At 38.2% G+C, this 20,904-nt stretch carries 21 protein-coding genes and 1 pseudogene; 14 read left to right on the top strand and 8 right to left on the bottom strand.

Annotation, left to right across the window (positions count from 1 at the left end):
• The first annotated feature begins 737 nt into the window (after positions 1-737).
• The gene (locus BLS23_RS18300; protein WP_089654481.1) at positions 738-2,618 is read left to right on the top strand and encodes an LTA synthase family protein; all 1,881 of its coding nucleotides are present in this window, start codon (positions 738-740) and stop codon (positions 2,616-2,618) included.
• A 145-nt stretch (positions 2,619-2,763) separates the two neighbouring features.
• Here the strand turns inward: BLS23_RS18300 and BLS23_RS18295 are convergent, their stop codons facing one another.
• From BLS23_RS18295 to BLS23_RS18285, 3 genes are all read right to left on the bottom strand, one after another.
• On the bottom strand, positions 2,764-3,375 hold the full coding sequence (locus BLS23_RS18295; RefSeq protein WP_089654516.1) for a class I SAM-dependent methyltransferase: 612 nt from the start codon (positions 3,373-3,375) through the stop codon (positions 2,764-2,766).
• A 253-nt stretch (positions 3,376-3,628) separates the two neighbouring features.
• Complete coding sequence (locus tag BLS23_RS18290) at positions 3,629-4,051, bottom strand: universal stress protein (RefSeq protein WP_089654480.1); 423 nt, start codon at positions 4,049-4,051, stop codon at positions 3,629-3,631.
• Positions 4,052-4,074: 23 nt separating this feature from the next.
• A complete protein-coding gene (locus tag BLS23_RS18285) occupies positions 4,075-5,535 on the bottom strand; it encodes a SulP family inorganic anion transporter (RefSeq protein ID WP_089654479.1) in 1,461 nt (486 codons plus the stop codon).
• A gap of 223 nt (positions 5,536-5,758) precedes the next feature.
• Between BLS23_RS18285 and BLS23_RS18280 the strand changes: the two genes are divergently transcribed.
• Positions 5,759-6,178 (top strand): universal stress protein, encoded by a 420-nt coding sequence (locus BLS23_RS18280; protein ID WP_089654478.1) that lies wholly within the window; start codon positions 5,759-5,761, stop codon positions 6,176-6,178.
• A 76-nt stretch (positions 6,179-6,254) separates the two neighbouring features.
• Here the strand turns inward: BLS23_RS18280 and BLS23_RS18275 are convergent, their stop codons facing one another.
• Both BLS23_RS18275 and helD read right to left on the bottom strand, forming a co-directional pair.
• On the bottom strand, positions 6,255-6,770 hold the full coding sequence (locus BLS23_RS18275) for a peroxiredoxin family protein (RefSeq protein ID WP_089654477.1): 516 nt from the start codon (positions 6,768-6,770) through the stop codon (positions 6,255-6,257).
• Positions 6,771-6,772: 2 nt separating this feature from the next.
• Positions 6,773-9,082, bottom strand: coding sequence for an RNA polymerase recycling motor HelD (gene helD, locus BLS23_RS18270; RefSeq protein WP_089654476.1), 2,310 nt, complete (start codon positions 9,080-9,082; stop codon positions 6,773-6,775).
• 334 nt (positions 9,083-9,416) lie between these two features.
• On the opposite strand from helD, the gene BLS23_RS18265 reads away from it, so the two are divergent.
• Positions 9,417-9,605 carry a helix-turn-helix domain-containing protein gene (locus BLS23_RS18265; RefSeq protein WP_089654475.1) on the top strand — a complete coding sequence of 63 codons (189 nt, stop codon included), beginning with the start codon at positions 9,417-9,419 and terminating at the stop codon, positions 9,603-9,605.
• A gap of 97 nt (positions 9,606-9,702) precedes the next feature.
• Positions 9,703-10,971 (top strand): MFS transporter, encoded by a 1,269-nt coding sequence (locus BLS23_RS18260; RefSeq protein ID WP_089654474.1) that lies wholly within the window; start codon positions 9,703-9,705, stop codon positions 10,969-10,971.
• A gap of 606 nt (positions 10,972-11,577) precedes the next feature.
• Here the strand turns inward: BLS23_RS18260 and BLS23_RS21850 are convergent.
• From BLS23_RS21850 to BLS23_RS18250, 3 genes are read right to left on the bottom strand one after another with little or no spacing between them, the layout of a single operon-like run.
• Positions 11,578-11,745, bottom strand: a complete 168-nt coding sequence (locus BLS23_RS21850) for a hypothetical protein (protein ID WP_167356120.1) — start codon at positions 11,743-11,745, stop codon at positions 11,578-11,580.
• An 18-nt stretch (positions 11,746-11,763) separates the two neighbouring features.
• The gene (locus BLS23_RS18255; RefSeq protein ID WP_089654473.1) at positions 11,764-12,156 is read right to left on the bottom strand and encodes an ArsI/CadI family heavy metal resistance metalloenzyme; all 393 of its coding nucleotides are present in this window, start codon (positions 12,154-12,156) and stop codon (positions 11,764-11,766) included.
• A gap of 48 nt (positions 12,157-12,204) precedes the next feature.
• Complete coding sequence (locus BLS23_RS18250) at positions 12,205-12,462, bottom strand: ArsR/SmtB family transcription factor (protein WP_089654515.1); 258 nt, start codon at positions 12,460-12,462, stop codon at positions 12,205-12,207.
• 427 nt (positions 12,463-12,889) lie between these two features.
• Between BLS23_RS18250 and BLS23_RS18245 the strand changes: the two genes are divergently transcribed.
• The 10 genes and pseudogenes from BLS23_RS18245 to BLS23_RS22220 all read left to right on the top strand — a co-directional run bounded on the left by BLS23_RS18245 (position 12,890) and on the right by BLS23_RS22220 (position 20,110).
• Complete coding sequence (locus BLS23_RS18245; RefSeq protein ID WP_089654472.1) at positions 12,890-13,156, top strand: helix-turn-helix domain-containing protein; 267 nt, start codon at positions 12,890-12,892, stop codon at positions 13,154-13,156.
• A 203-nt stretch (positions 13,157-13,359) separates the two neighbouring features.
• Complete coding sequence (locus BLS23_RS18240; RefSeq protein ID WP_089654471.1) at positions 13,360-13,707, top strand: ArsR/SmtB family transcription factor; 348 nt, start codon at positions 13,360-13,362, stop codon at positions 13,705-13,707.
• 10 nt (positions 13,708-13,717) lie between these two features.
• A complete protein-coding gene (locus BLS23_RS18235; RefSeq protein ID WP_089654470.1) occupies positions 13,718-15,013 on the top strand; it encodes an arsenic transporter in 1,296 nt (431 codons plus the stop codon).
• A 29-nt stretch (positions 15,014-15,042) separates the two neighbouring features.
• Positions 15,043-15,465, top strand: coding sequence for an arsenate reductase (thioredoxin) (gene arsC, locus BLS23_RS18230; protein WP_089654469.1), 423 nt, complete (start codon positions 15,043-15,045; stop codon positions 15,463-15,465).
• Positions 15,466-15,553: 88 nt separating this feature from the next.
• Positions 15,554-15,919, top strand: a complete 366-nt coding sequence (gene arsD / locus BLS23_RS18225; RefSeq protein WP_089654468.1) for an arsenite efflux transporter metallochaperone ArsD — start codon at positions 15,554-15,556, stop codon at positions 15,917-15,919.
• A 16-nt stretch (positions 15,920-15,935) separates the two neighbouring features.
• Complete coding sequence (gene arsA, locus BLS23_RS18220) at positions 15,936-17,714, top strand: arsenical pump-driving ATPase (RefSeq protein WP_089654467.1); 1,779 nt, start codon at positions 15,936-15,938, stop codon at positions 17,712-17,714.
• Between the two features lie 15 nt (positions 17,715-17,729).
• Positions 17,730-18,676: pseudogene (trxB, locus tag BLS23_RS18215) on the top strand (thioredoxin-disulfide reductase).
• 32 nt (positions 18,677-18,708) lie between these two features.
• Complete coding sequence (locus BLS23_RS18210; protein ID WP_089654466.1) at positions 18,709-18,978, top strand: iron-sulfur cluster biosynthesis family protein; 270 nt, start codon at positions 18,709-18,711, stop codon at positions 18,976-18,978.
• Between the two features lie 530 nt (positions 18,979-19,508).
• Positions 19,509-19,838, top strand: a complete 330-nt coding sequence (locus tag BLS23_RS22225; protein WP_341845058.1) for an arsenic resistance protein — start codon at positions 19,509-19,511, stop codon at positions 19,836-19,838.
• On the top strand, positions 19,835-20,110 hold the full coding sequence (locus tag BLS23_RS22220) for a hypothetical protein (protein WP_341845057.1): 276 nt from the start codon (positions 19,835-19,837) through the stop codon (positions 20,108-20,110). Before BLS23_RS22225 ends, BLS23_RS22220 begins: the two co-directional genes overlap by 4 nt.
• Positions 20,111-20,904 lie beyond the last annotated feature (794 nt).

Below are 20,904 nucleotides of genomic sequence, written 5' to 3'. Positions count from 1 at the left end.
AGAATATCTGTTAATTACGGGTGTCTTGGTTAAAAAGATACTTGTTAATTAATTTTTTCTGTTAAAGGGCGTTTGTGAGGTTTTCAGACCTCACAAAAAACCTCACGAATCGGAAAAGTTTACCGAAGTGAAACGAATATATGTTCTGTTTTTTGTGATGTAGTTTAACCAAATTGAGGAAATTAATGGGGCGAAAAAGTGTAGGAAAACTCATTCAAGTATGGGCGGCATGATGTAATAACGCCCTAAACCATTTAGTGAAGGGGTTTATAGCCCTGTTAAGCTTCTGAATGACATACCTTTTGCCATTCAAAACTAAATATAGGTATAAAATAGCCTCTCAACAAAACGGTTGGGAGGCTTTTTATTTTGGAGAAGTGGATTTGTCTAGGGATCTTTTAGATTGCCTAATGAGCACCTGTGGTGTTCATTACTGCCCTTAGAACTTTCGGGGAATTATGGGGGTAATTATTAAATAGTAAGATTCCATGACTTATTAAGAGACATTGAAAGAAAAAGATTGCAATTCATTGGTTCATAAATTAATCTGTTATATATGGTTATAAATAATTTAGTTAAAATGGGCTGGGGATCAGTGGAGTGATTATAATGATTGGAAAAATTCTAGAAAGGGGTTCTTTCAATCATAAAAATTGTTTGATTGCTCAACCGAAGCTTTCTATGTATAAACAGATAAGGATAATTGATCAGACGAATCAATTAATGGAGGTTATTGAATGTTTGAAAAAATGAAAGGAAGCGATGCTTCTTTCAAGAAAATGATTTATTTTATAGTTTTCGCTATGTTTTGGTTGAAGATGACGTTTATTCAAGGTGGTATTTTCACATTAGATATAGAAAATACGAATCAAGCTGCTATATTAGCTTTTAATCCTTTGAGTAGTATCTTTTTTCTCTTCGGATTAGGAATACTCATAGCTGGACGCAGAGGTTTATTATCTGCGTACATTCTTGGCTCCATTCTACTTTATGTTAACGTTCTATTTTACCGTGAGTATAATGATTTCATTACGATTCCTATGTTAGGACAGGTAGCAAATTTGGCAGGCCTTGGAGGAAGTATTACGAACATTCTTTCAGCAACAGATGTTTTTCTTTTTGTAGACGTGCTTGCTGCAACATTTCTATTAATCTATTTAAAACCTTCAAGATTCCAACGTTTCATACCTAAACGTAAAGAAGGTCTAATATTAGCTATTATTGCAGTTCCATTGTTTCTAATTAATCTTGCTTGGGCTCAGACAGAGCGTACGGAGCTTTTAACACGCGCATTTGACCGCAATTTGTTAGTAAAGAACATCGGACTAGTTGATTATCACATTTACGATGTTGTTTTACAGGGGCAAACGGAAATGAAGAAAACTTTTGCGGATAGCAACGAATTGGTGCCCGCACTTAACTATCTAAATGAGAAAAAAGTGAAGCCTAATCCCGACATGACGGGTGTCGCGGAAGGGAAAAATGTAATTATATTATCCCTTGAGAGCACCCAGACGTTTGTAGTGGATAATGAATTACACGGACAAGAGCTTACACCATATTTTAACGACCTAAAAGAAGAAGGTGCTTACTTCACGAACTTTTATCATCAGGTTAAACAGGGACGCACCTCCGATTCTGAATTCATGTTGGATAATTCCTTATATGGTCTTAATCGTGGTGCAGCATTCTTTACTCATTCAGGGAACGAGTATGAAGCCACTCCTGAAGTGATAGGGGAGAAGGGGTACACCACTACAAATATGCATGCTAATGATAAGACATTTTGGAATCGGAATGTCATGTATGATTCCCTTGGTTATGATGAGTACTATTCAAAAGAAGATTATGAAGTAACAGAGGAAAAATCATATGGGTGGGGTTATCTTGATGAATACTTCTTTAGTGATTCCTTAGATAAAATGGAAGAGTTGGAACAGCCGTTTTATAACAAGATGATTACCTTGACTAACCACTATCCATTCACTCTCCCAGAAGATAAGAAATTGATTGAAGAAGGGGAGACTTCTAGTGGAACGCTTAACCGTTTTTTCCAAACGATTCGTTACCAAGACGAAGCTCTAAAACAATTTGTTGAGGAATTCAAAAAATCGGATCTCTATGATGACACGCTACTGATTATTTATGGAGATCATTTTGGCATCTCAGAGAATCACCAGAAAGCTATGGGAGAATATTTAGGTAAGGATATTAATTCCTATGAACAGTTTCAGCTTCAGCGTGTTCCTCTTTTAATACTGGGTGAAGGAATTGAACCGAGTAAATATGATACGGTGGGTGGACAAATTGATTTGCGCCCGACTATTATGAACCTTTTAGGAGTAGAAGATGAAAACCCTGTTCAGTTTGGTCATGACTTGTTTAGTGAGGAACGGAAAGATATGATCATTACACGGGACGGGGACTTTGCCAGCGAGGAATATGTAGGTGTGAAAGAAAGCTGTTTTGATAGAGGAACAGGTGAAGAAGTAGAAGGACATGCTTGTTCTGAAGGGTTCGAACAAGCTGAAGAGGAACTAGCATTATCAGACTCTATCGTTTACGGCGACTTATTACGTTATCTTAATGAAACAGAAATGCTAGAAGAAGATAAGTGATAGGAAACCAAACTGGTGAAATAAACGGGTGAAATCATCAAAAAAAGCTTGTAGGACAACTTTGTGTTTTTCTACAAGCTTTTTTATTTACTTTAAAATGAAGGGGGTTCCTTGCGTTCGTTGTGGTGTGTCATACTAAGAAATCTCACTTTTTACATACAGCCACACCAAGTGGATAATACACCCCTTGACGTGGGGGCTCAATCGTAACACCTCGTTGATAAAAGATCTCTACATTAGAAAAAGATGTGAACAGCTCGTTGAACTCTTCTTTTGTCAACTGAAAGTAATGGAAGGGGGAACCACAAGGATAATCTCGTCCCTTCCCAAAAGGAGTGGAGAGCACTAATGTGCCACCAGGTTTAAGTAACTTATACATTCGTTCTATAAAGGCTCGGTCATCTTTCACGTGCTCAATCGTTTCAAAGCTCAGAATGGTATCGAAAGTACCAATTTCTTTTATTAAAGAGGGATCCATGATATCCCCTTGTCTAAAGGTGAGAAGGGGGTGATAGTAATTTTGAATCGCATATCTGATGGTTTCAGAACTAATATCCACCCCGATCATTTCTTTAACTTCCTTTTTCTTCTCTTTGGCTACCATGACACTTCCGTAGCCTGTACCACAGGCGATATCCAGAACTCTACCTTTTACATAAGGAGTTGAAAAAGTGTATCTGGCTATATGTTCGAGCAATAACTTATTCGTTGGATCCATTTCTTTTGGAATGATACGTTCTCCTGTATCCTTTAACATGACATTCACCGCTTTATTTAAATTCCTTTCAAATTATAACACATTATAGATGGTTGTGTTTTTTTATGTTCTGTATCATTTATTTGTGTTGTATTTGTGTTTGATTAATATAAACTGATTAGGTATAGTGTAAGTAGTCCGGTTTGATGCGGGACCCCAATCCCTGCTTCAAATGACAAAGCATTGGTATTCCACAGCTAATGTTTTCAATGAAAAAACGTGTAGCCCAGCATACGCTGGCGCTACACGTTTTTCATTTCACTACAATAACAGGTGATTGAATATATTTGACCAGTTTATGACTGACACTACCTAAGATTAAAGTTTGGAACTTATTTCTTCCCCGACTGCCAATAACCACACAGTCATACTCATGATTGTTAGCGTACTCGATAATTTCTTCCGCAGGGTCCCCGTGCAGGAGAATGATATCTGACTTTACCCCTTTAGATTCGATTTCTTGTATGGTTTCCATAAACTTCTCTTTACGTTTAATCGTTGCCGTATGGGAATCCCCATATTTCAACACATCAGACTTTGACGTGTCTCCATCCACGGCGTAAATTAAGTCTATTTTTACTTGGTCTTTATAAGGAGAGACCATTTTTATAGCTTGGTTAATAGCTCGGCTTGAGTGTTCTGACCCATCCGTAGCTAGTAGAATTTTGTTAAACATAAGTTGAACTCCTTTAAATCGTATTAATGACCAGAACTTCTTGATACTCCGCCTAAGCGAGTAAGCAGTCTTGAACTTTCTCCGTTTAAGCCTTTGAAGCTAACATGAATACCATTTTGTTCGAATTTAGCTTCTACACTGTCAAGTGCACCTATAGCTGAGTCATCCCACAAATGTGATGCACTAAGGTCGATTTCTACATGGCTAACGTTGTCTTTGAAATCAATGGAATCTAAAAAGTCAGTGACTGAAGCGAAAAACAATTGTCCTTGTACATAATAAATGCGTTTTTTACCTTCGTTTACATAGACGGAAGGAACGCGCACTTTTGAGATCTTAATCGCAAAGAAAATCATGCTTAGAAGTACACCAGCAAGGACACCGTATGCTAAGTTGTGAGACAGAACTACTGTTAACACGGTAATTATCATAACCGCAGCGTCTGACACAGGCACTTTGTGGATATTTCTTACAGAATTCCAATCAAACGTGCCAATAGAAACCATAATCATGACACCTGCTAGCGCAGCCATTGGAATTTGAACGACAATATCTCCAAGTACAATGATTAAGAACATAAGGACAATACCGGCAACTAGAGAAGAGAGACGACCGTTACCGCCAGATTTGACGTTAATGACTGATTGTCCGATCATTGCACAACCGGCCATCCCGCCGAAAAATCCAGTAACGATGTTCGCATATCCTTGACCACGGCTTTCCTTGTTCTTGTTACTATCTGTGTCTGTCATGTCATCTACAATGGAAGCTGTTAATAAGGATTCAAGTAAACCTACAATAGTTAATGCTAAAGCATAAGGGAAAATAATCATAAGAGTTTCTAAGTTTAATGGAATATTAGGTAGTGCAAATAACGGAAGGCTTTGGGTTAACTCACCCATATCTCCAACGTTTCTAACACCTATATTCATCCAAATGGCAATGGCTGATACGACAATAATTGCTACAAGCGTAGAAGGGATAGCTTTTGATACTAAAGGAAATAGATAAATAATAGCTAACGTTAAACCTACAAGAGCGTAAATTACCCATGGTTCATTTTCAAAGTGCTGTAATTGAGATGTGAAAATTAAAATACCTAAAGCATTCACAAATCCTACCATCACAGAACGAGGAATGAATTTCATGAAACGAGCTAATTTAAATACCCCAAACAGAACCTGTAGGACTCCAGTTAATATCGTTGTAGCAAGTAAATATTCAATTCCATGCTCAGCTACTAATGTGATCATGAGTAACGCCATGGCTCCTGTTGCACCAGATATCATTCCTGGACGTCCACCCATAAAGGCGATCACTACTGAAATACAGAACGATGCATAAAGTCCAACCATTGGATCGACACCAGCGATAATGGAGAATGCGATGGCCTCAGGAATAAGAGCTAAAGCTACAACTATACCCGAAAGAACATCTCCTTTAACGTTCCCAAACCAATTTTCTTTAATAGATAAAGTTGACATAAATACCCTCTTTCTTAAATGAATTTTATTTGAGGACTACTGAGTCTCGCAGTAGTCAAGATTGTGGAAATATAGAAAAATTGATTGTTTTTATTTCTTATTCTTTTATAACTGACTATAATAGATTATAAGATAATGAATTGGATTGCAATGGTCTTTTCAATGTTAAGCGTTTACATTAATAAAAAATTTACAATGTCGTTTTGAAAGGGAGTGGAAAGTGATGTTCAGTCGAATATTATTAGCTTCTGACGGTTCTGCGCATGCGGAGCGAGCAGCAGAAAATGCTGCACATCTAGCTGAAGGAAAGAATGGTTCTATCGTTACTATTCTATACTCTGTAGATGGATCTACTTCAAAATCAGACGTTTTAAAAGAAGAATGTAAAGAGGCTCTTCTTCAAAAAAGAAGAGCCAAGTTAGCGGCCACAGAAGAAATATTGAAGGAAAGGGAAATAGATTACGTAGTGAAGATCATAAAGGGGGACCCAGGACCATCCATTGTTAAGTATGCCAATGAAAATCAGGTTGATGTTGTAGTAATCGGCAGTAGGGGATTGAACGGCCTTCAGGAAATGGTGTTAGGGAGTGTAAGTCATAAGGTGGCCAAAAGAGCTCATTGTCCTGTGCTTATCGTGAAATAAAACCAGGTAAAAAAGGAGAACACGAAATGTGTTCTCCTAAAAGATTGGATATATGCCTTTTGAATGATTTATATTCTTATGGTTTTGCTTTTAAATGATTTGAAATGTATTTCGTTATTTTAACAAGAGCCTCTGGAGAGGGCCGACCGAAAGGAGAGGTTTGTTTATGTTGGTACATCAGCTGACCGTCCTCATTAATAATGAAATAGGCTGGCTCTCCGTGTACTCCATGATCTTCATACGGAGCCTCAGTTTTATGAAGGAACACCCCAAAGGCTTCAATGACTGTAACATACTCATCGGATAAAACGGGAAATGTAAGGTTATTCTTCCTAACCAAGTTTTTTAAGTCCTCAAGATAATCAGTAGAAATAGCTGTGGTTTGCAAGTTTTGGTTTTCTAATTCTACCTTACTATCTTCCAGTTTTTCTAATTCTTCTATACATATAGGAGACCATGAGCCTCTGAAAAACACGATCAAATGCCATTTGTTCTCATGTTCTTGCATAAAGTTTTCGAACAAGTAATTTTTCCCTTCCGTTGAAGGAAGATAAAAATTAGGAATGCGATCACCTAATTGTAAGTCTGGCATGACTATTCCTCCTTTGAATGATGGATGACATATTTCGTGTGGTTTAAGTGGTTAAGCAAAAAAACATTTGGTGTTCTTCCTATGAATTCAAGCCGGTGTAAAGGGCGTGTCATGGCAACGTATAACAATTTAATATCCATATCGGTTTCTGTATAAGATTCTTCCAAATTCAATAATACGACAGCGTCAAATTCCAATCCTTTAGCGAGGTAGGCAGGTACAATTGCGACCTTCCCTTGCTCAATGGCTTCATTTTCTTTTAGCCATTGAAAAGAGAATGAATTTACCTGTTGCAATAATTTCTTTAACCGTTTTGCTTCCTCCACGGTTTTAGTGATTATAGCAATTGTTTTCAATTGCTGCTCTTGTATGTCTTGTAATGTAACTTCGACTGTTCTTTTCACATCTCTATTTGTTTCAATAGGCTGAAAAGCTGGGAAACGTCCATGACGTACGACCGGTTCAGCGCTATCAAGTTTCGGGATGAAATGTCCTAAAAGCTCGTTCGCTAAATTCATAATCTCAATGGTTGTACGATAACTTTTTTTCAGCGTTTTATAATTAGATCTAGTAAGGACATGACTCGTTAATTCTTCCCAATTATTCAACCCTCTATAGGAATGGATGCCTTGTGAGAGATCTCCTAATATGGTGAATAAATCCGTTCCCGTACTAAGTTGTAAGGCATAGAACTGAAATAAACTGTAATCTTGTGCTTCATCAATTACTACTTTTTTCATCTGCCACTTCTTATCGATTCCGTATAATAGATGCTGCAAATAGAGTAAGGGAGCCAGGTCTTCGTATTCGTACTGGTTTTTAGCGAAATAGATCTCGGAAGTGGACAAAAGATATTCCATCTGGTCCGATGTTAATTCATTTGCCGTGTACTTTTGTAATAGACCTCTGTTTGTCATTAATTGTTGGTAATACTTGAAGATCTTATAACTTGGATAATGTTCTTTAATAAAATCGGTGACTACTTTGCTTTTGGTTTGCTTAATTCTTTCGAGCTTTTTTTCTTTTTGATCGTTCAAATGCACGACTTTCTTTCTTCTTTCTTCTGTATTGTTCATCGAATAATACAACTGATCAAACCGATCTTCAAATTTCTTTTCGATCAACTCAATCATTTCTTTTTTCTTTTTTTTGAAATCCGACTGGAGTACGCTTTTGATTTTTTTGACGCGGCTATTTAATGGAAGATAATTATAATCTTTAAAGAATAATCGATTGAGATTTTTAGCCTTATATATAGTGAATACTTCCACTTTAAAATTTTCAGTTACTTTATATTCATCTTGAATATCTTTGACGTAGCGTTTTAGAACCTCTTTGAAATCTAACGACCCTTTATAACTGGATGACCATTTGATTAGTTCGGAGGAGGCTTCGTTTTTTCCCTCTAATAAGGAGAGCAACTTCTCATCTGGATGGATGACTTTGATTTTCTTTCCAATGCAGTTTCGTACATACTCGCTATAGGTCGTCTGTTTGATTTGCTCTACACCTAAGTCCGGGAGCGCTTCTGAAATATAATCAATAAATAAATGGTTAGGAGCTAAAATCATCATTTCTTCCGGATCAATTTTGTTGGAATAGGTATAAATAAACATAGAGATCCGATGTAATGCGATGGTTGTTTTTCCGCTGCCGGCGACCCCTTGAACAATGATTGGTTTGGTTAAATCAGCGCGAATAACTTCGTTCTGTTCTGCTTGGATCGTTGAAACGATTTCTGTAAGTCGGTTATCCGCACTTCCTGATAAGGAAGATTGTAAAAGGTCGTCCCGTGTTGTAATGTCGATGTCGCGAATATCCACTAGTTTACCTTCTTCAATGGTGAATTGCCGCTTTAAGGTTAATTCGCCTGTTACTTTCCCATCTTCAGAGAAATACTCTACCTCACCTAGGCGGCCATCGTAATATACGCTGGCTATAGGTGACCGCCAATCGACAATCAAAGATTCCTGGGTGTCTTTTTTGAATAAAGATACTTTTCCAATGTAAAAAGCATCACTATCTATAGAGTGCTCGCTCTTAAAGTCAATTCGTGCAAAATAGGGTTTGTTTTCGACCCTTTTTAAATGTTCTAAGTCCGAAGAGGTCATTTCTATAAATTTTGCGTTCACTAAGATATTGATGTAACTCAAGCTACTATCTAAGTAATCTAAGTTTTCAAAGGCTTCTTTAATATTTCCCTTAAAAGATTCTTGTCTTCCCTCGCCTGCTTCCAATATTTTTTTTATGTATTGTTTTGTTTCGTAAAGTCGTTGATTTTCTTTATTGAAATCTGGATGGTGTCTTTCCATGATTAATCCTCCGATTTTAAATTGTAAGTGTGTAATGTCTCTATCTTGAAAATACTACTCAATTATAATACATTATAAATGAAATGAATATTTTATAAAACATTTAACTGGAGAGAGTGCTCTTATATGGCCATTTATGTTTTGTGTCAATGGTGTAAAGGGAAGGGGAAAGTCGAGAAGACATTATTTGGGGTAACGTTTAAGCTGAAATGTAAAAAGTGTAAAGGGGAAGGACGCGTACCAGAAACTTTACTTCCTAAATAAATCAAGTTGAGATATGGATACAAAGAGTTTAAACTGTATATAAACACTTCAGTTAAAGGAAGGTCTACTCATGGAAAATGAACTAGAGATCATGACGATATCCCAGGTGGCAGAATTTCTACAAATTAGTGAAGTCACTACATATAAATTAGTCCAAGAAGGCCGGATTCCAGGATTCAAAATCGGTCGTCATTGGAGAGTGAAAAAAGAGGATTTAAGAGAGCACATCAGGAAGCTCCAACATGGGGAGCACCTATAGGCTTTTTAACCGTATATAGGAGACTGAAACCAGTTATATCGATAACTGGTTTATTTTATTGTATGTTCTGCTAGTTACTATAAGGAAGTGGGGAAATATGAAACAACAATTAAAAAGCAAGCCACCTATAACAACGCCTTTCTATTATGGCTGGATGATCGTTGCAGCAGCTGGATTAAGTATGTTCTTTTCTGGCCCGGGTCAAACTTATTCTATATCGATTTTTATTGAGCATTATATCAGTGATTTTGATTACTCCAGATCTTTAGTTTCAGGGTTATACTCCTCTGCGACCTTGTGTGCCGGATTAACATTATTTATTGTGGGAAGACTTGTAGACCGGTGGGGACAGCGGATAATGATGACCATAGCGGGCTTGTTACTAGCTATCGCATGTTTTTGGAATGCTGTAATGGCAGGGGCCATCATGATGTTTTTGGGATTCTTCATGTTGCGTTTATTTGGACAGGGTTCCTTGACACTGATTCCCAACACATTGGTTCCTCAATGGTTTATTGGTAAAAGGGGAAGAGCATTAAGTGTCATGGCCATTGGCGGGTTCGCAAGTTCAGCATTATTGCCGCTTTTAAATACATGGTTGATTGATGCTGCCGGATGGAGAATGACCTGGACGGTCTGGGGGCTGCTGCTCCTCATCATTTTCGTTCCCATCGCTTATTATTTTGTACGTAACCAACCGGAGGATATCGGTGAAATCCCTGATGGAACTCCGAAAGTCGTTCAAGATGATAATGAAAGCCCCGCAATTGAAGTTAATGAAATTAGTTGGACTCTCAAAGAAGCTATGAGAACAAAGGCTTTTTGGCTTATTTTATTTTGCGTCAGTGTCCCTGCTCTAGTAAATACAGGAGTTACTTTCCACCTTGTTTCAATTGCAGAAGGAAAAGGGTTAGGAGATTCTGTTGCAGCATTGGTTTTATCTATGATGGCTATTATCGGATTTCCAGTAACATTTTTAGTGGGTTACCTAGTGGATCGTGTGCCTGTTCATTATGTATTAGCGATTACATTCGGTGGTCATGTTATTGCCTTATTCGTGCTTTTACAAGTGAGTTCCTGGACGGGCGCAGTTATTTACGGAGTGGTTTGGGGGATTGTGAATGGTTTTGAGAGAATTGTTTTAAGTATCGTGTGGCCTAATTACTTTGGGAGAGAACATTTAGGAAGTATTAAAGGATTAGCTCAAACCGTTATGGTATTAGGCTCGGCATTTGGTCCCCTTCCATTTGGAATCTTTTATGATTGGTTTGGTGGGTACCAAGAAATTCTCTGGGTAATGATTGCCCTACCATTATTAGCCGCTATTTTCTCATTATTTTCACCGAAGCCTTCTTATTCAAATTAAATTCTGTGACTATTGTTGAAGAAAGGGCTTAAACAACTGCTTTTAAGAGCGGCATCGTATAAAATCAATGACATACATTTTGACATACTTTTATTCATTTTTTGTTTTCAATCAATAGACTAAAATATTGATTGAACCTCATGGACTTGATTACATAGAGGCTTTTTGATCTTTATATTCCTTTATTTAATGAAGCGAACCCATGGGCGGCATGATGTGGTAGCCCCCAAAACCCTTTCATCATAGGGTTTAAGAACAAATTGACTGAATTTTGACTGGTTTTTATAATCTTCCACTAAAATTTACAAGCCTCTCAAGAGTTTATAAACTTTTGAGAGGCTTTTCTTATTCTTAAATATGAGGCGGGGGGGGGGTTCACAATTGGTTAAACCAGGATTATTAATTTGGAGATGTTGTAAGATGCATGTGGCAAAGGGTAGATTTTAAATAATTGTTATTAAGTCATAGGACGACTATCTCAAAACTGAGTCTTCGTTTATTGGGTAGGGCAGTGATTGTGGAAGATTTGAATTCGAGATAACAGGTTATTAAAGTAATAAAAAAGGAACTTATAATATTATAAGTTCCTTTTTAAGTGGCTTATTGTTAGCAACATGGTGCACAGCATGCAGGAGTTCTTTCGGTTTTCCAAAAGGCTAGCTTTTTAAAATTCAATTCCTTTCTGGTATAAGAAGGGATAGGGGTAGAATAGATATGATCGTAACTACTCTTTATTTCTTCTAATCGCTTTTCTATAGCATAAAAATTATCCATATCGTTTCCTCCTTATTTTCAGCAAGACTGCTCAGTTTTATTTTCCTCAACATCTTCTTTCGTATAGAAAAATTCCCACTCATTGCCTTCTGGATCTGTTATCCAGAATTTATCTTGAAGGGCATAACAGCAATTTGTATCTTTTTCTTCCCTAGTGAAGAACCCTAGTTTTTCGAGACGCTGCTTATGTCGGTCAATATCTTCTTGGTTTTCAACTTGAATCCCAAAATGGCCCACCTGATTACCGGTTACTTCTGATGTTACATTAAGGGTGAAATTGAGTTGAAGTTCTTCAGGTAAGTATTTAGCATAATCATCTTTCTTTTTCACGGGTTTTTCACCAAAGACATTATTATAAAACTCAATTGACTTCTCTAGGTCCACTACATTTAATCCTACATGTACATTCATCTTCATTCCTCCATTAATCAATTTTTTTTGATTTATTGAATAAAAAAATTATTCCCGACGAAATAGGCAGCAAAGTTCCTCGGATAAAATATGGTTCATTTCTGAATGGTTTAATGTGTAATAGCTCCAAGTTCCTCTGGTTTCTTTTTCAATAAGCTGGGCGTCCATTAAGAGTTTCAGGTGGTATGATAACTTCGATTGTGGAAGATGCAATTTCTCAGATAAATCACAAACACAGACTTCCCCTTGTTGTGTAATTTCATATAGAATATGAAGGCGTTTTTGGTCAGCTAAGGCCTTAAACATCTTTTCATAAAGATTAAAAGTATTTTTTAAAGATACATCTGTAAATGAAATGGTTTTATCCACATCATCTCCTCCTTTAATCAATTTATTTTGATATATAAAGCATATGTCAGTCAATTCAGAAAGTCAACAATTAAATCAAAAATAATTGATGAATAAAGACATTCAGCCTTACGTAGAATTACTCTTCCTTTATAGAGGGGGACTGTGGAAGGAGGTTGATTACGATAAAGACCTTTTTATCTGTTCTGTCAGAGTTTAAGCGGAAAACCAAAAACAAAAACACCTTTTATACAGGAATGCTTTGATTTCTGATTTGGACAGTATTTCCATTAACTCAATCATTACATTAAATTAATATAAAGTTTACAAACGTCCATTATCTTATAAGCATATACTTATATTAATATTCGTAAGGAGGGTGTTTATGTTTACTAAAGAACCTTGTAAAGGTTTCGGGGGAGAAATTCGTAAATGGAGAGAAGAAAGCCAGATAAGCCAAGAAGAATTCGCATGGTTATTAGCTACAGATGTTGCATCCGTTGAGCGGTTGGAAAAGGAGGGGCTTTACCCATCGTCCTATATGATAAGTCTAATAGCGGACGGACTTAATATGAATGTTCAAAAAGTGGAAGACCGCATTTGGTGCGATACACCTGACCAGTGTGAGCACTTGAATTGGAGGGATGGATAATGACATTTCCTCTCTTCTCGATCTTGTTTTTATTATTCGTCCTCATAACTAGTTTTCTTCTTTTACGCTTTGCCAAAAAGCCTATTCGATCGAGGTATATGGAGCAGAAGTGGACCCCTTGGATAAAAAAGCATATGGAAAAAGAATAATTTTTTGTTGCAAATATAAGTATATACTTATACACTGATGGTCGAGGTGATTTTATGGAGAAAACCATAATTGAATTAGAAGATACAGCCAAAACACTCAAACTTTTAGGAGATAAAACTCGATTAACCATCATAGGGCTCTTAAAGGATAGTGAATGCTGTGTCTGTGAATTTGTAGAAGTGTTACAAATGAGTCAGCCTTCTGTCAGCCAGCACCTTAGAAAATTACGAGATGCAGGTTTGGTTAAAGAACAGAGGAGAGGGCAATGGATATTCTACTCATTAAACGCACAACATGAAACGTACCCAATTATTCAACAGATTTTAGAACAAATACCGGATCAAAAAGAGAAATTAAGAGCATTGGAGGAAGCCGGTTTACGTATCCAATGCGATTTGTAGGGGGATTCTTTTGAATTTGGCAATAATAGCAACCATTATTTTTGTACTTACATTGGTGTTTGTCATTTGGCAGCCCAAAAACCTGGGGATCGGATGGTCAGCTTGTGCTGGGGCCATTCTGGCTTTAATTTTTGGTGTCGTTGATTTTCAAGATGTTTTAGCAGTGACGGATATCGTTTGGAATGCGACGCTAGCCTTTGTGGCAATCATTATCATTTCGTTGATCCTTGATGAGATTGGCTTTTTCGAATGGGCAGCTCTTCATATGGCCCGGATAGCCAAAGGTGATGGCAAGCGCATGTTTATTTACGTCACACTATTGGGTGCTGTCGTAGCTGCATTGTTTGCGAATGATGGAGCAGCATTAATCTTGACACCGATTGTTTTAGCGATGGTGAGAAATCTGAACTTCAAAGAAGCCATGATCTTACCGTTCATTATGGCCAGTGGATTTATTGCGGATACAACGTCATTGCCACTGATTGTCAGTAACTTGGTGAATATCGTGTCTGCAGACTTTTTTGATATCGGATTTATCGAATATGCTTCACGTATGATTGTACCAAACTTGTTTTCATTAGCTGCAAGTATTCTTGTCTTATTCGTATTCTTTAGGAAGAGTATTCCGGAGCAGTATGATTTGTCACAGCTTAAGAAACCAGTAGAAGCCATTCAAGACCACAAAATGTTTCGACTGTCCTGGGCTGTCTTAGCTGTCCTATTAGTCGGATATTTTGCGAGTGAGCCTTTAGGCATTCCGGTATCTATCATTGCTGGGATTGTAGCAATATTCTTTTTACTGATGGCACGGAGAAGTGCTGCCGTTAAAACAGGAGAAGTTATTAAAGGCGCACCGTGGGCTATCGTCTTTTTCTCTTTAGGAATGTATGTAGTCGTTTATGGTCTTCGAAATGTCGGATTAACCGATGTGCTTGCTAACATCATTCAAGCCACGGCTGATCAAGGATTATTTGTCGGAACCATTTCCATGGGATTCATTGCAGCGATTCTTTCATCGGTCATGAATAACATGCCGACAGTAATGATTGACGCTCTCGCCATTGCTGATACCGATACGACAGGAACAATGAGAGAAGCCTTGATCTATGCCAATGTGATTGGATCTGATCTTGGACCGAAAATTACGCCGATTGGATCTTTGGCTACGTTACTTTGGCTTCATGTCCTTTCCCTAAAAGGTGTGAAAATTTCATGGGGATATTATTTTAAAGTAGGTGTGATTCTAACCGTACCTACGCTGTTCATTACATTAGTCGGTCTTTATGTATGGCTGCTAATTATATAAAAATTTTCTAATAAAAGGAGAAATGCATCATGTCTAACAAACCCGTAATTTACTTTCTTTGCACAGGAAACTCTTGCCGTAGCCAAATGGCTGAAGGTTTTGGGAAAAAATATCTTGGTGACAAATTTGATGTCCGTTCGGCTGGAATTGAAGCACACGGTCTAAACCCTAACGCTGTTAAAGCTATGAATGAAGTGGACATTGATATCAGTGACCAAACTTCAGACATTATTGATCCAGATATTCTTAATAATGCTGCTTTTGCTATTACTCTCTGCGGTGATGCGAATGATAAATGCCCGATGACTCCTGCCCACGTAACGCGTTTCCACTGGGGATTCGACGATCCGGCTAAAGCAGAAGGAACCGAAGAAGAAAAATGGACTGTGTTCCAGAGCGTTCGTGACCAAATAGCTGAACGTATCAAGCAATTTGCTAAAGATAAAGAATAATAAAGAAAACAGCCAAGACAAGGGAATGTTTTGGCTTTTTTTCCAAAGTTCATATAATCATATACTTATTTAATTATGGAGGGTTAAAATGAAACTTGAAATTTTTGATCCGGCAATGTGTTGTTCCACGGGGGTATGTGGTCCAAGTGTCGACCCAGAACTAACCCGGGTAGCTAGTGCAGTGTTTTCACTTCAAAAAAAAGGTTTTCAAATTGAACGCTACAACCTGGCCAACGATCCTGGGAAATTTACGGAAAATAAGAAAGCCTCTGATTTCCTTCATGAAAAAGGTCCAGATGCCTTACCTTTAGTACTGTTAAATGGGGAAGTGGTTATGGAATCCTCATATCCGAGCAATGCTCAACTTTCAGAGTGGTTTGAAATAGATAAAGACGAACTGAAAGAACAACCGAAAAGCAATAGTGTAACGATCAATATTAGTGAACTTAAATAGTAAGGTGTGAAAAGTTATGTACCAATCTTTTAACCCAAGCCAACTAATGGAAACCCCGTTCTTGTTCTTTACAGGAAAGGGAGGAGTGGGGAAAACTTCCACGGCATGCGCAACGGCTATCCAATTGGCCGATAGTGGAAAGAAAGTGCTGCTTGTAAGTACCGATCCAGCATCGAATCTGCAAGATGTGTTAGAAGTGGAACTAACCAATGCTCCGAAACCTGTACCTAATATGGAGAATCTGCATGCGTCGAACATTGATCCAGAACAGGCTGCGGCAGACTACCGAGAGAAAGTCGTCGGTCCTTACCGTAATCAATTACCAGAAGCAGCCATAAAAAGTATGGAAGAGCAATTATCGGGTGCTTGTACCGTTGAAATGGCTGCTTTTGATGAATTTTCAACGATTATTGCCGATTCATCCATCCGAAAGCAATACGACCATGTCATATTCGACACGGCTCCTACCGGCCATACACTACGACTGCTGCAACTTCCGACAGCTTGGAACGAATTTTTGGATGAGAGCACTCACGGAGCCTCTTGTCTTGGTCCGTTATCAGGTTTACAAGAAAAAAAAGAGTTGTATGAACAAACGGTAAACACGCTTTCTAATAAGGACCAAACAGCCCTGATTTTAATTGCCAGACCGGAAACGTCTTCTCTTTACGAAGCTGAACGTTCATCAAGAGAGCTCAAAGAGATCGGCATAAAGAACCAACGGCTTATTATGAATGGATTGCTACAGAATCACCTTTCAGACGATGAGGTTGCTTCGGCTTTTTATGAGCGACAGCAAAAAGCAATAAAAAGTTTCCCCGAAGGTCTTAAACAAGTGGTCGTTTATTCGGTACCGTTCGTTTCCTATTCGCTCACAGGGATTGAGAATCTGAGGCACCTCTTTAAATCTTACACTTTACCGAATAAAGAAGAGTCCTTTATTCAAAAAGACGGTCTGCAACTTCCAGGCTTAAAAGAAATGGTCAACCACTTTTCGGATAATAATCAACGAGTCATCTTGACGATGGGCAAAGGTGGCGTTGGAAAAACGACGGTCGCTGCTTCTATTGCCGTAGGGTTAGTAGAAAAAGGACACAAAGTACATTTAACGACAACGGATCCTGCAGCGCATCTGGAGTACACATTTGGAAATACGACAGCTCATGAAAACTTTTCAATCAGCTCAATCGATCCAAAAAGTGAAGTGGAAGCTTATAAAAAAGAGGTGTTAGCACAGGCAAGCGGTGAGCTAGATGAAGCAGGAATCGCTTATCTCAAAGAAGACCTTGACTCTCCTTGCACAGAAGAAATTGCTGTCTTTCGTGCTTTTGCTGAACAGGTGGATAAATGTGAGGATGAAATTGTAGTCATCGATACAGCACCGACCGGACATACACTTCTGCTTCTTGATTCGGCGGAGGAGTATCATAAGGAACTTTCGAAGTCGACTGGAGAAGTGCCTCAAAGCGTCAAACGATTACTTCCTCGTCTGCGTAACTCAGAAGAAACAAGTGTAGTCATCGTAACTTTAGCTGAAACCACGCCAGTACTTGAAGCCGAAAGATTGCAGAAGGATCTTTTACGAGCACATATTCAGCCTGCGTGGTGGGTAATTAACCAAAGTTTACATGCGGCAGTAACTAAAGATCCAGTCCTTTCTGGTAGAGCTCAAACGGAGAGGAAATGGATAGAGAAGGTTAAGGATGAGCTGGCTCAATATACCGTAATCATTCCGTGGATCAGCGAAGAAAAGATTGGTTATGAAGAAGTCAGAGAATATATGATGGAACATTAATCGGAGGGTATGAGAATGGAAAAAGTAGTGATTTTAGGAACTGGCCCTGCTGGATTAACAGCGGCGATCTATTTGGCTAGGGCTAATATGGAACCTTTAGTTATTGAAGGACCTGAACCAGGTGGTCAACTTACCTTAACAACAGAAGTAGAGAACTTCCCGGGATTCTCTGATGGGATTATGGGCCCTGAACTTATGGATAATATGAGAAAACAAGCCGAAAGATTTGGTGCTACGTTCAAGAGGGGATGGGTCACTGATGCTAATGTAGATGAACGCCCCTTTCAGTTATCAGTGGATGGAATCGGAGAGGTGAAAACACAGTCACTGATCATTTCGACTGGAGCCTCAGCCAAACTACTTGAAATTCCTGGTGAAAAAGAAAACATCGGAAAAGGCGTAAGTACCTGTGCTACTTGTGATGGCTTTTTCTTTAGAGGGAAGAAAGTCATCATCGTCGGCGGAGGAGACTCTGCGATGGAAGAAGCGAACTTCCTGACAAAGTTTGCAAGTGAGGTGCAAATTGTTCATCGTCGAAACGAATTACGCGCATCTAAAATCATGCAGGACCGGGCTAAAACTAATGAAAAAATCACCTGGGCTCTAAACAAAACCCCAGTAGAAATGGTATCTGACGGTATGAAGATATCTGGATTAAAAGTAAAGGATAATGATACAGGGGAAGAAGAAACTTTGGGTACGGACGGAATTTTTGTAGCGATTGGACACAACCCTAATACGGAATTCTTAAAAGGAAAATTGGAAATGGATGAAAAGGTTACCTTCTCGTCGAACCTGGTACAACGAATACCAATATTCCAGGAGTATTCGCCTGTGGAGATGTTCAAGATCAAAAGTACCGTCAAGCGATTACAGCTGCAGGAACTGGTTGTATGGCTGCCATGGATGCGGAGAAGTATCTTGAAGGAGAAGCAGTTGTAGACTGGAGTCAAAGTCTGTAAGTTGTTGGATTAATCATGAAAGGGGATTATATATGAAAATTACAGAGGAAGCTAAACAAACGCTAGAGAAGCTAATAGAGGAAAACGGCGCGGAAGGACTTCGTATTCAATCCGTCAGTGGAGGCTGTTGTGGACCTCAAATCGGCCTATCACTTGATGCGGCTAAGGAATCTGATTATATCCAAGAGATCAATGATATTCGAGTTGCCATTGACCAACAGGTTAAAGACCTAGTGGATGAGATTACGTTAGACAAAAAAGATGAACAATTTGTATTAGTGGGATTAGATAATTGTTGTTAAAAGACCTCCCTTTGGAGGTCTTTTTTTTAGAGTCAGTTTGACAACGGTACCTTTGACGGCTTCGCGTTGTAAAGTGCAAATATAAAGAAGTGAAACGGATTTATGACGTTTACTGTTTAATATTTTATAAAAAGGAGTCTTCAGGATAAGGCCGATGATCCAAGGGAGGATGATCGCCATTTTTTTGTTTTTGGAGTAGTTAAAATTTTTACTTTGTATTACAGGAACTTGAGCAATTACAACTTGAATTACTCTTATGTTTATTATTGCGTATGACAAGATATATAATGAAAAATAAGAAGAGGAGCAGGACTCCTCATATCCAAAATCCAGTACTGATTCCTACAATTGATCAGTATTTTACAAAAGGGATTGTCCTGTAAATGTCTGACATGCTCTGATTGTTATGATCATATCCAGGAAAATGATAGCTGTTAGATAAAGAGGGGGAGAGAAGTGTTAACTAGAGAAAACCTTGAAAATAATCAGGTGTGGCTATACATAGTGATTTTGTTAATGGCCACGTTATAATGCCTGGATACGCTGAAAATCTTGGATCAGTTATTTCTATTGTTATTGCTTTGTTGATGTATAGTATGTTTTCACAGATTCCATTTACATCATTGAAAAAAGCATTTGGGGATCGAACATATATCAAAGCTTTACTAACCACTAATTTTATCATTGTGCCTATAGTGGTTTGGGGCTTATCTCAACTATTACCTGACAACCCTTCATTGTTGATTGGGTTTTATTTGGTGTTTTTAACCCCTTGCATTGATTATGTCATCGTGATTACTTCCTTAGGAAAAGGGGATGAAAAATCGTTAAATTGCCCGCGTATGCGGATCAAGTTATGAAAGTGGTCCCTTTATACGTTGTTTTTATGGTGATTATGCCCATCATAGCTAAATATGTAGCCAGATGGTTTAAATTAGGAGTGAAATCAGGGAGGGCACTCATTTTTAGTGGCACCACAAGGAACTCACTCGTTGTACTACCACTTGCATTAGCACTACCTGAAATAGGAAATATGGTTGCTGCTGTCATCATTACCCAGACGATCATAGAACTCATAAGTGAACTTGTGTACATACGAGTTGTTCCAGCGATTTTGCTGCACGAAGAATAGCTCTTCTCTAATTTAATGATTGTCTTTCTTACAGTTAAGGCTATATTAACTGCTTTTATCCATTTATTATGTTTTGACGTGATACCCACTCTTCTCTATTTATCTAGCATAAATGTATGGGTGATTGACACGAAATGACAATATTATAATGAAGAAACTCGAATCAAAAATTACAATTTGGGGCAGAAAATGGGGCAGAATTTCTTTGTTTTTGCCCCAATTTTATTTTGACATATCCACTTTAATCATAAGGAACGTTTATTTAATAGTGTTATGAACTAGTCGATCTTGTGCTATCGTACCTACTCCAACAGCCTTCTAAGCTGTTGGTCTTGTTGTTGACGGTAATCTAAACCAATTCGTCAAGGGAAATGTGACTTTTAAAAAGTCACAAGAAAAGTAACGGGGGACAACAATCACTCGATGTGTATGGTGGAGTGATTGTGGTTTTGCTTCATTAATAAATTCTAAGTGGATGATACTTGTGAGGTTTTAGAACCTCACAGAAAACCTCACGAATCGGAAAAGTTCTCCGAAATAACACGAATGTATGTTCTGTTTTGCCTGTGTGGTTAACTCGAATTTAAGGTGAATCACGGAGATGGAAAGTGGGGGAAAACTCTTTCAAGTATGGGCGGCATGATGTAATTCCATCACCCCTATTCTATGAAAGGATGGCGAGCATTAGCTCGTCATCTTTTTTTATGTGTGCCCGGCATGGGCATAAACTCTAGGGTTCAAGTCCCGAACGGCGAAGGTCGTTGTAGCCGTTAGCTAAAGGCAAGGGTGTCCAG

It is taken from the genome of Halobacillus aidingensis (genome assembly GCF_900104185.1).
GTDB lineage: Bacteria > Bacillota > Bacilli > Bacillales > Halobacillaceae > Halobacillus > Halobacillus aidingensis.
This window is presented reverse-complemented; position numbering and strand designations above follow the sequence as displayed.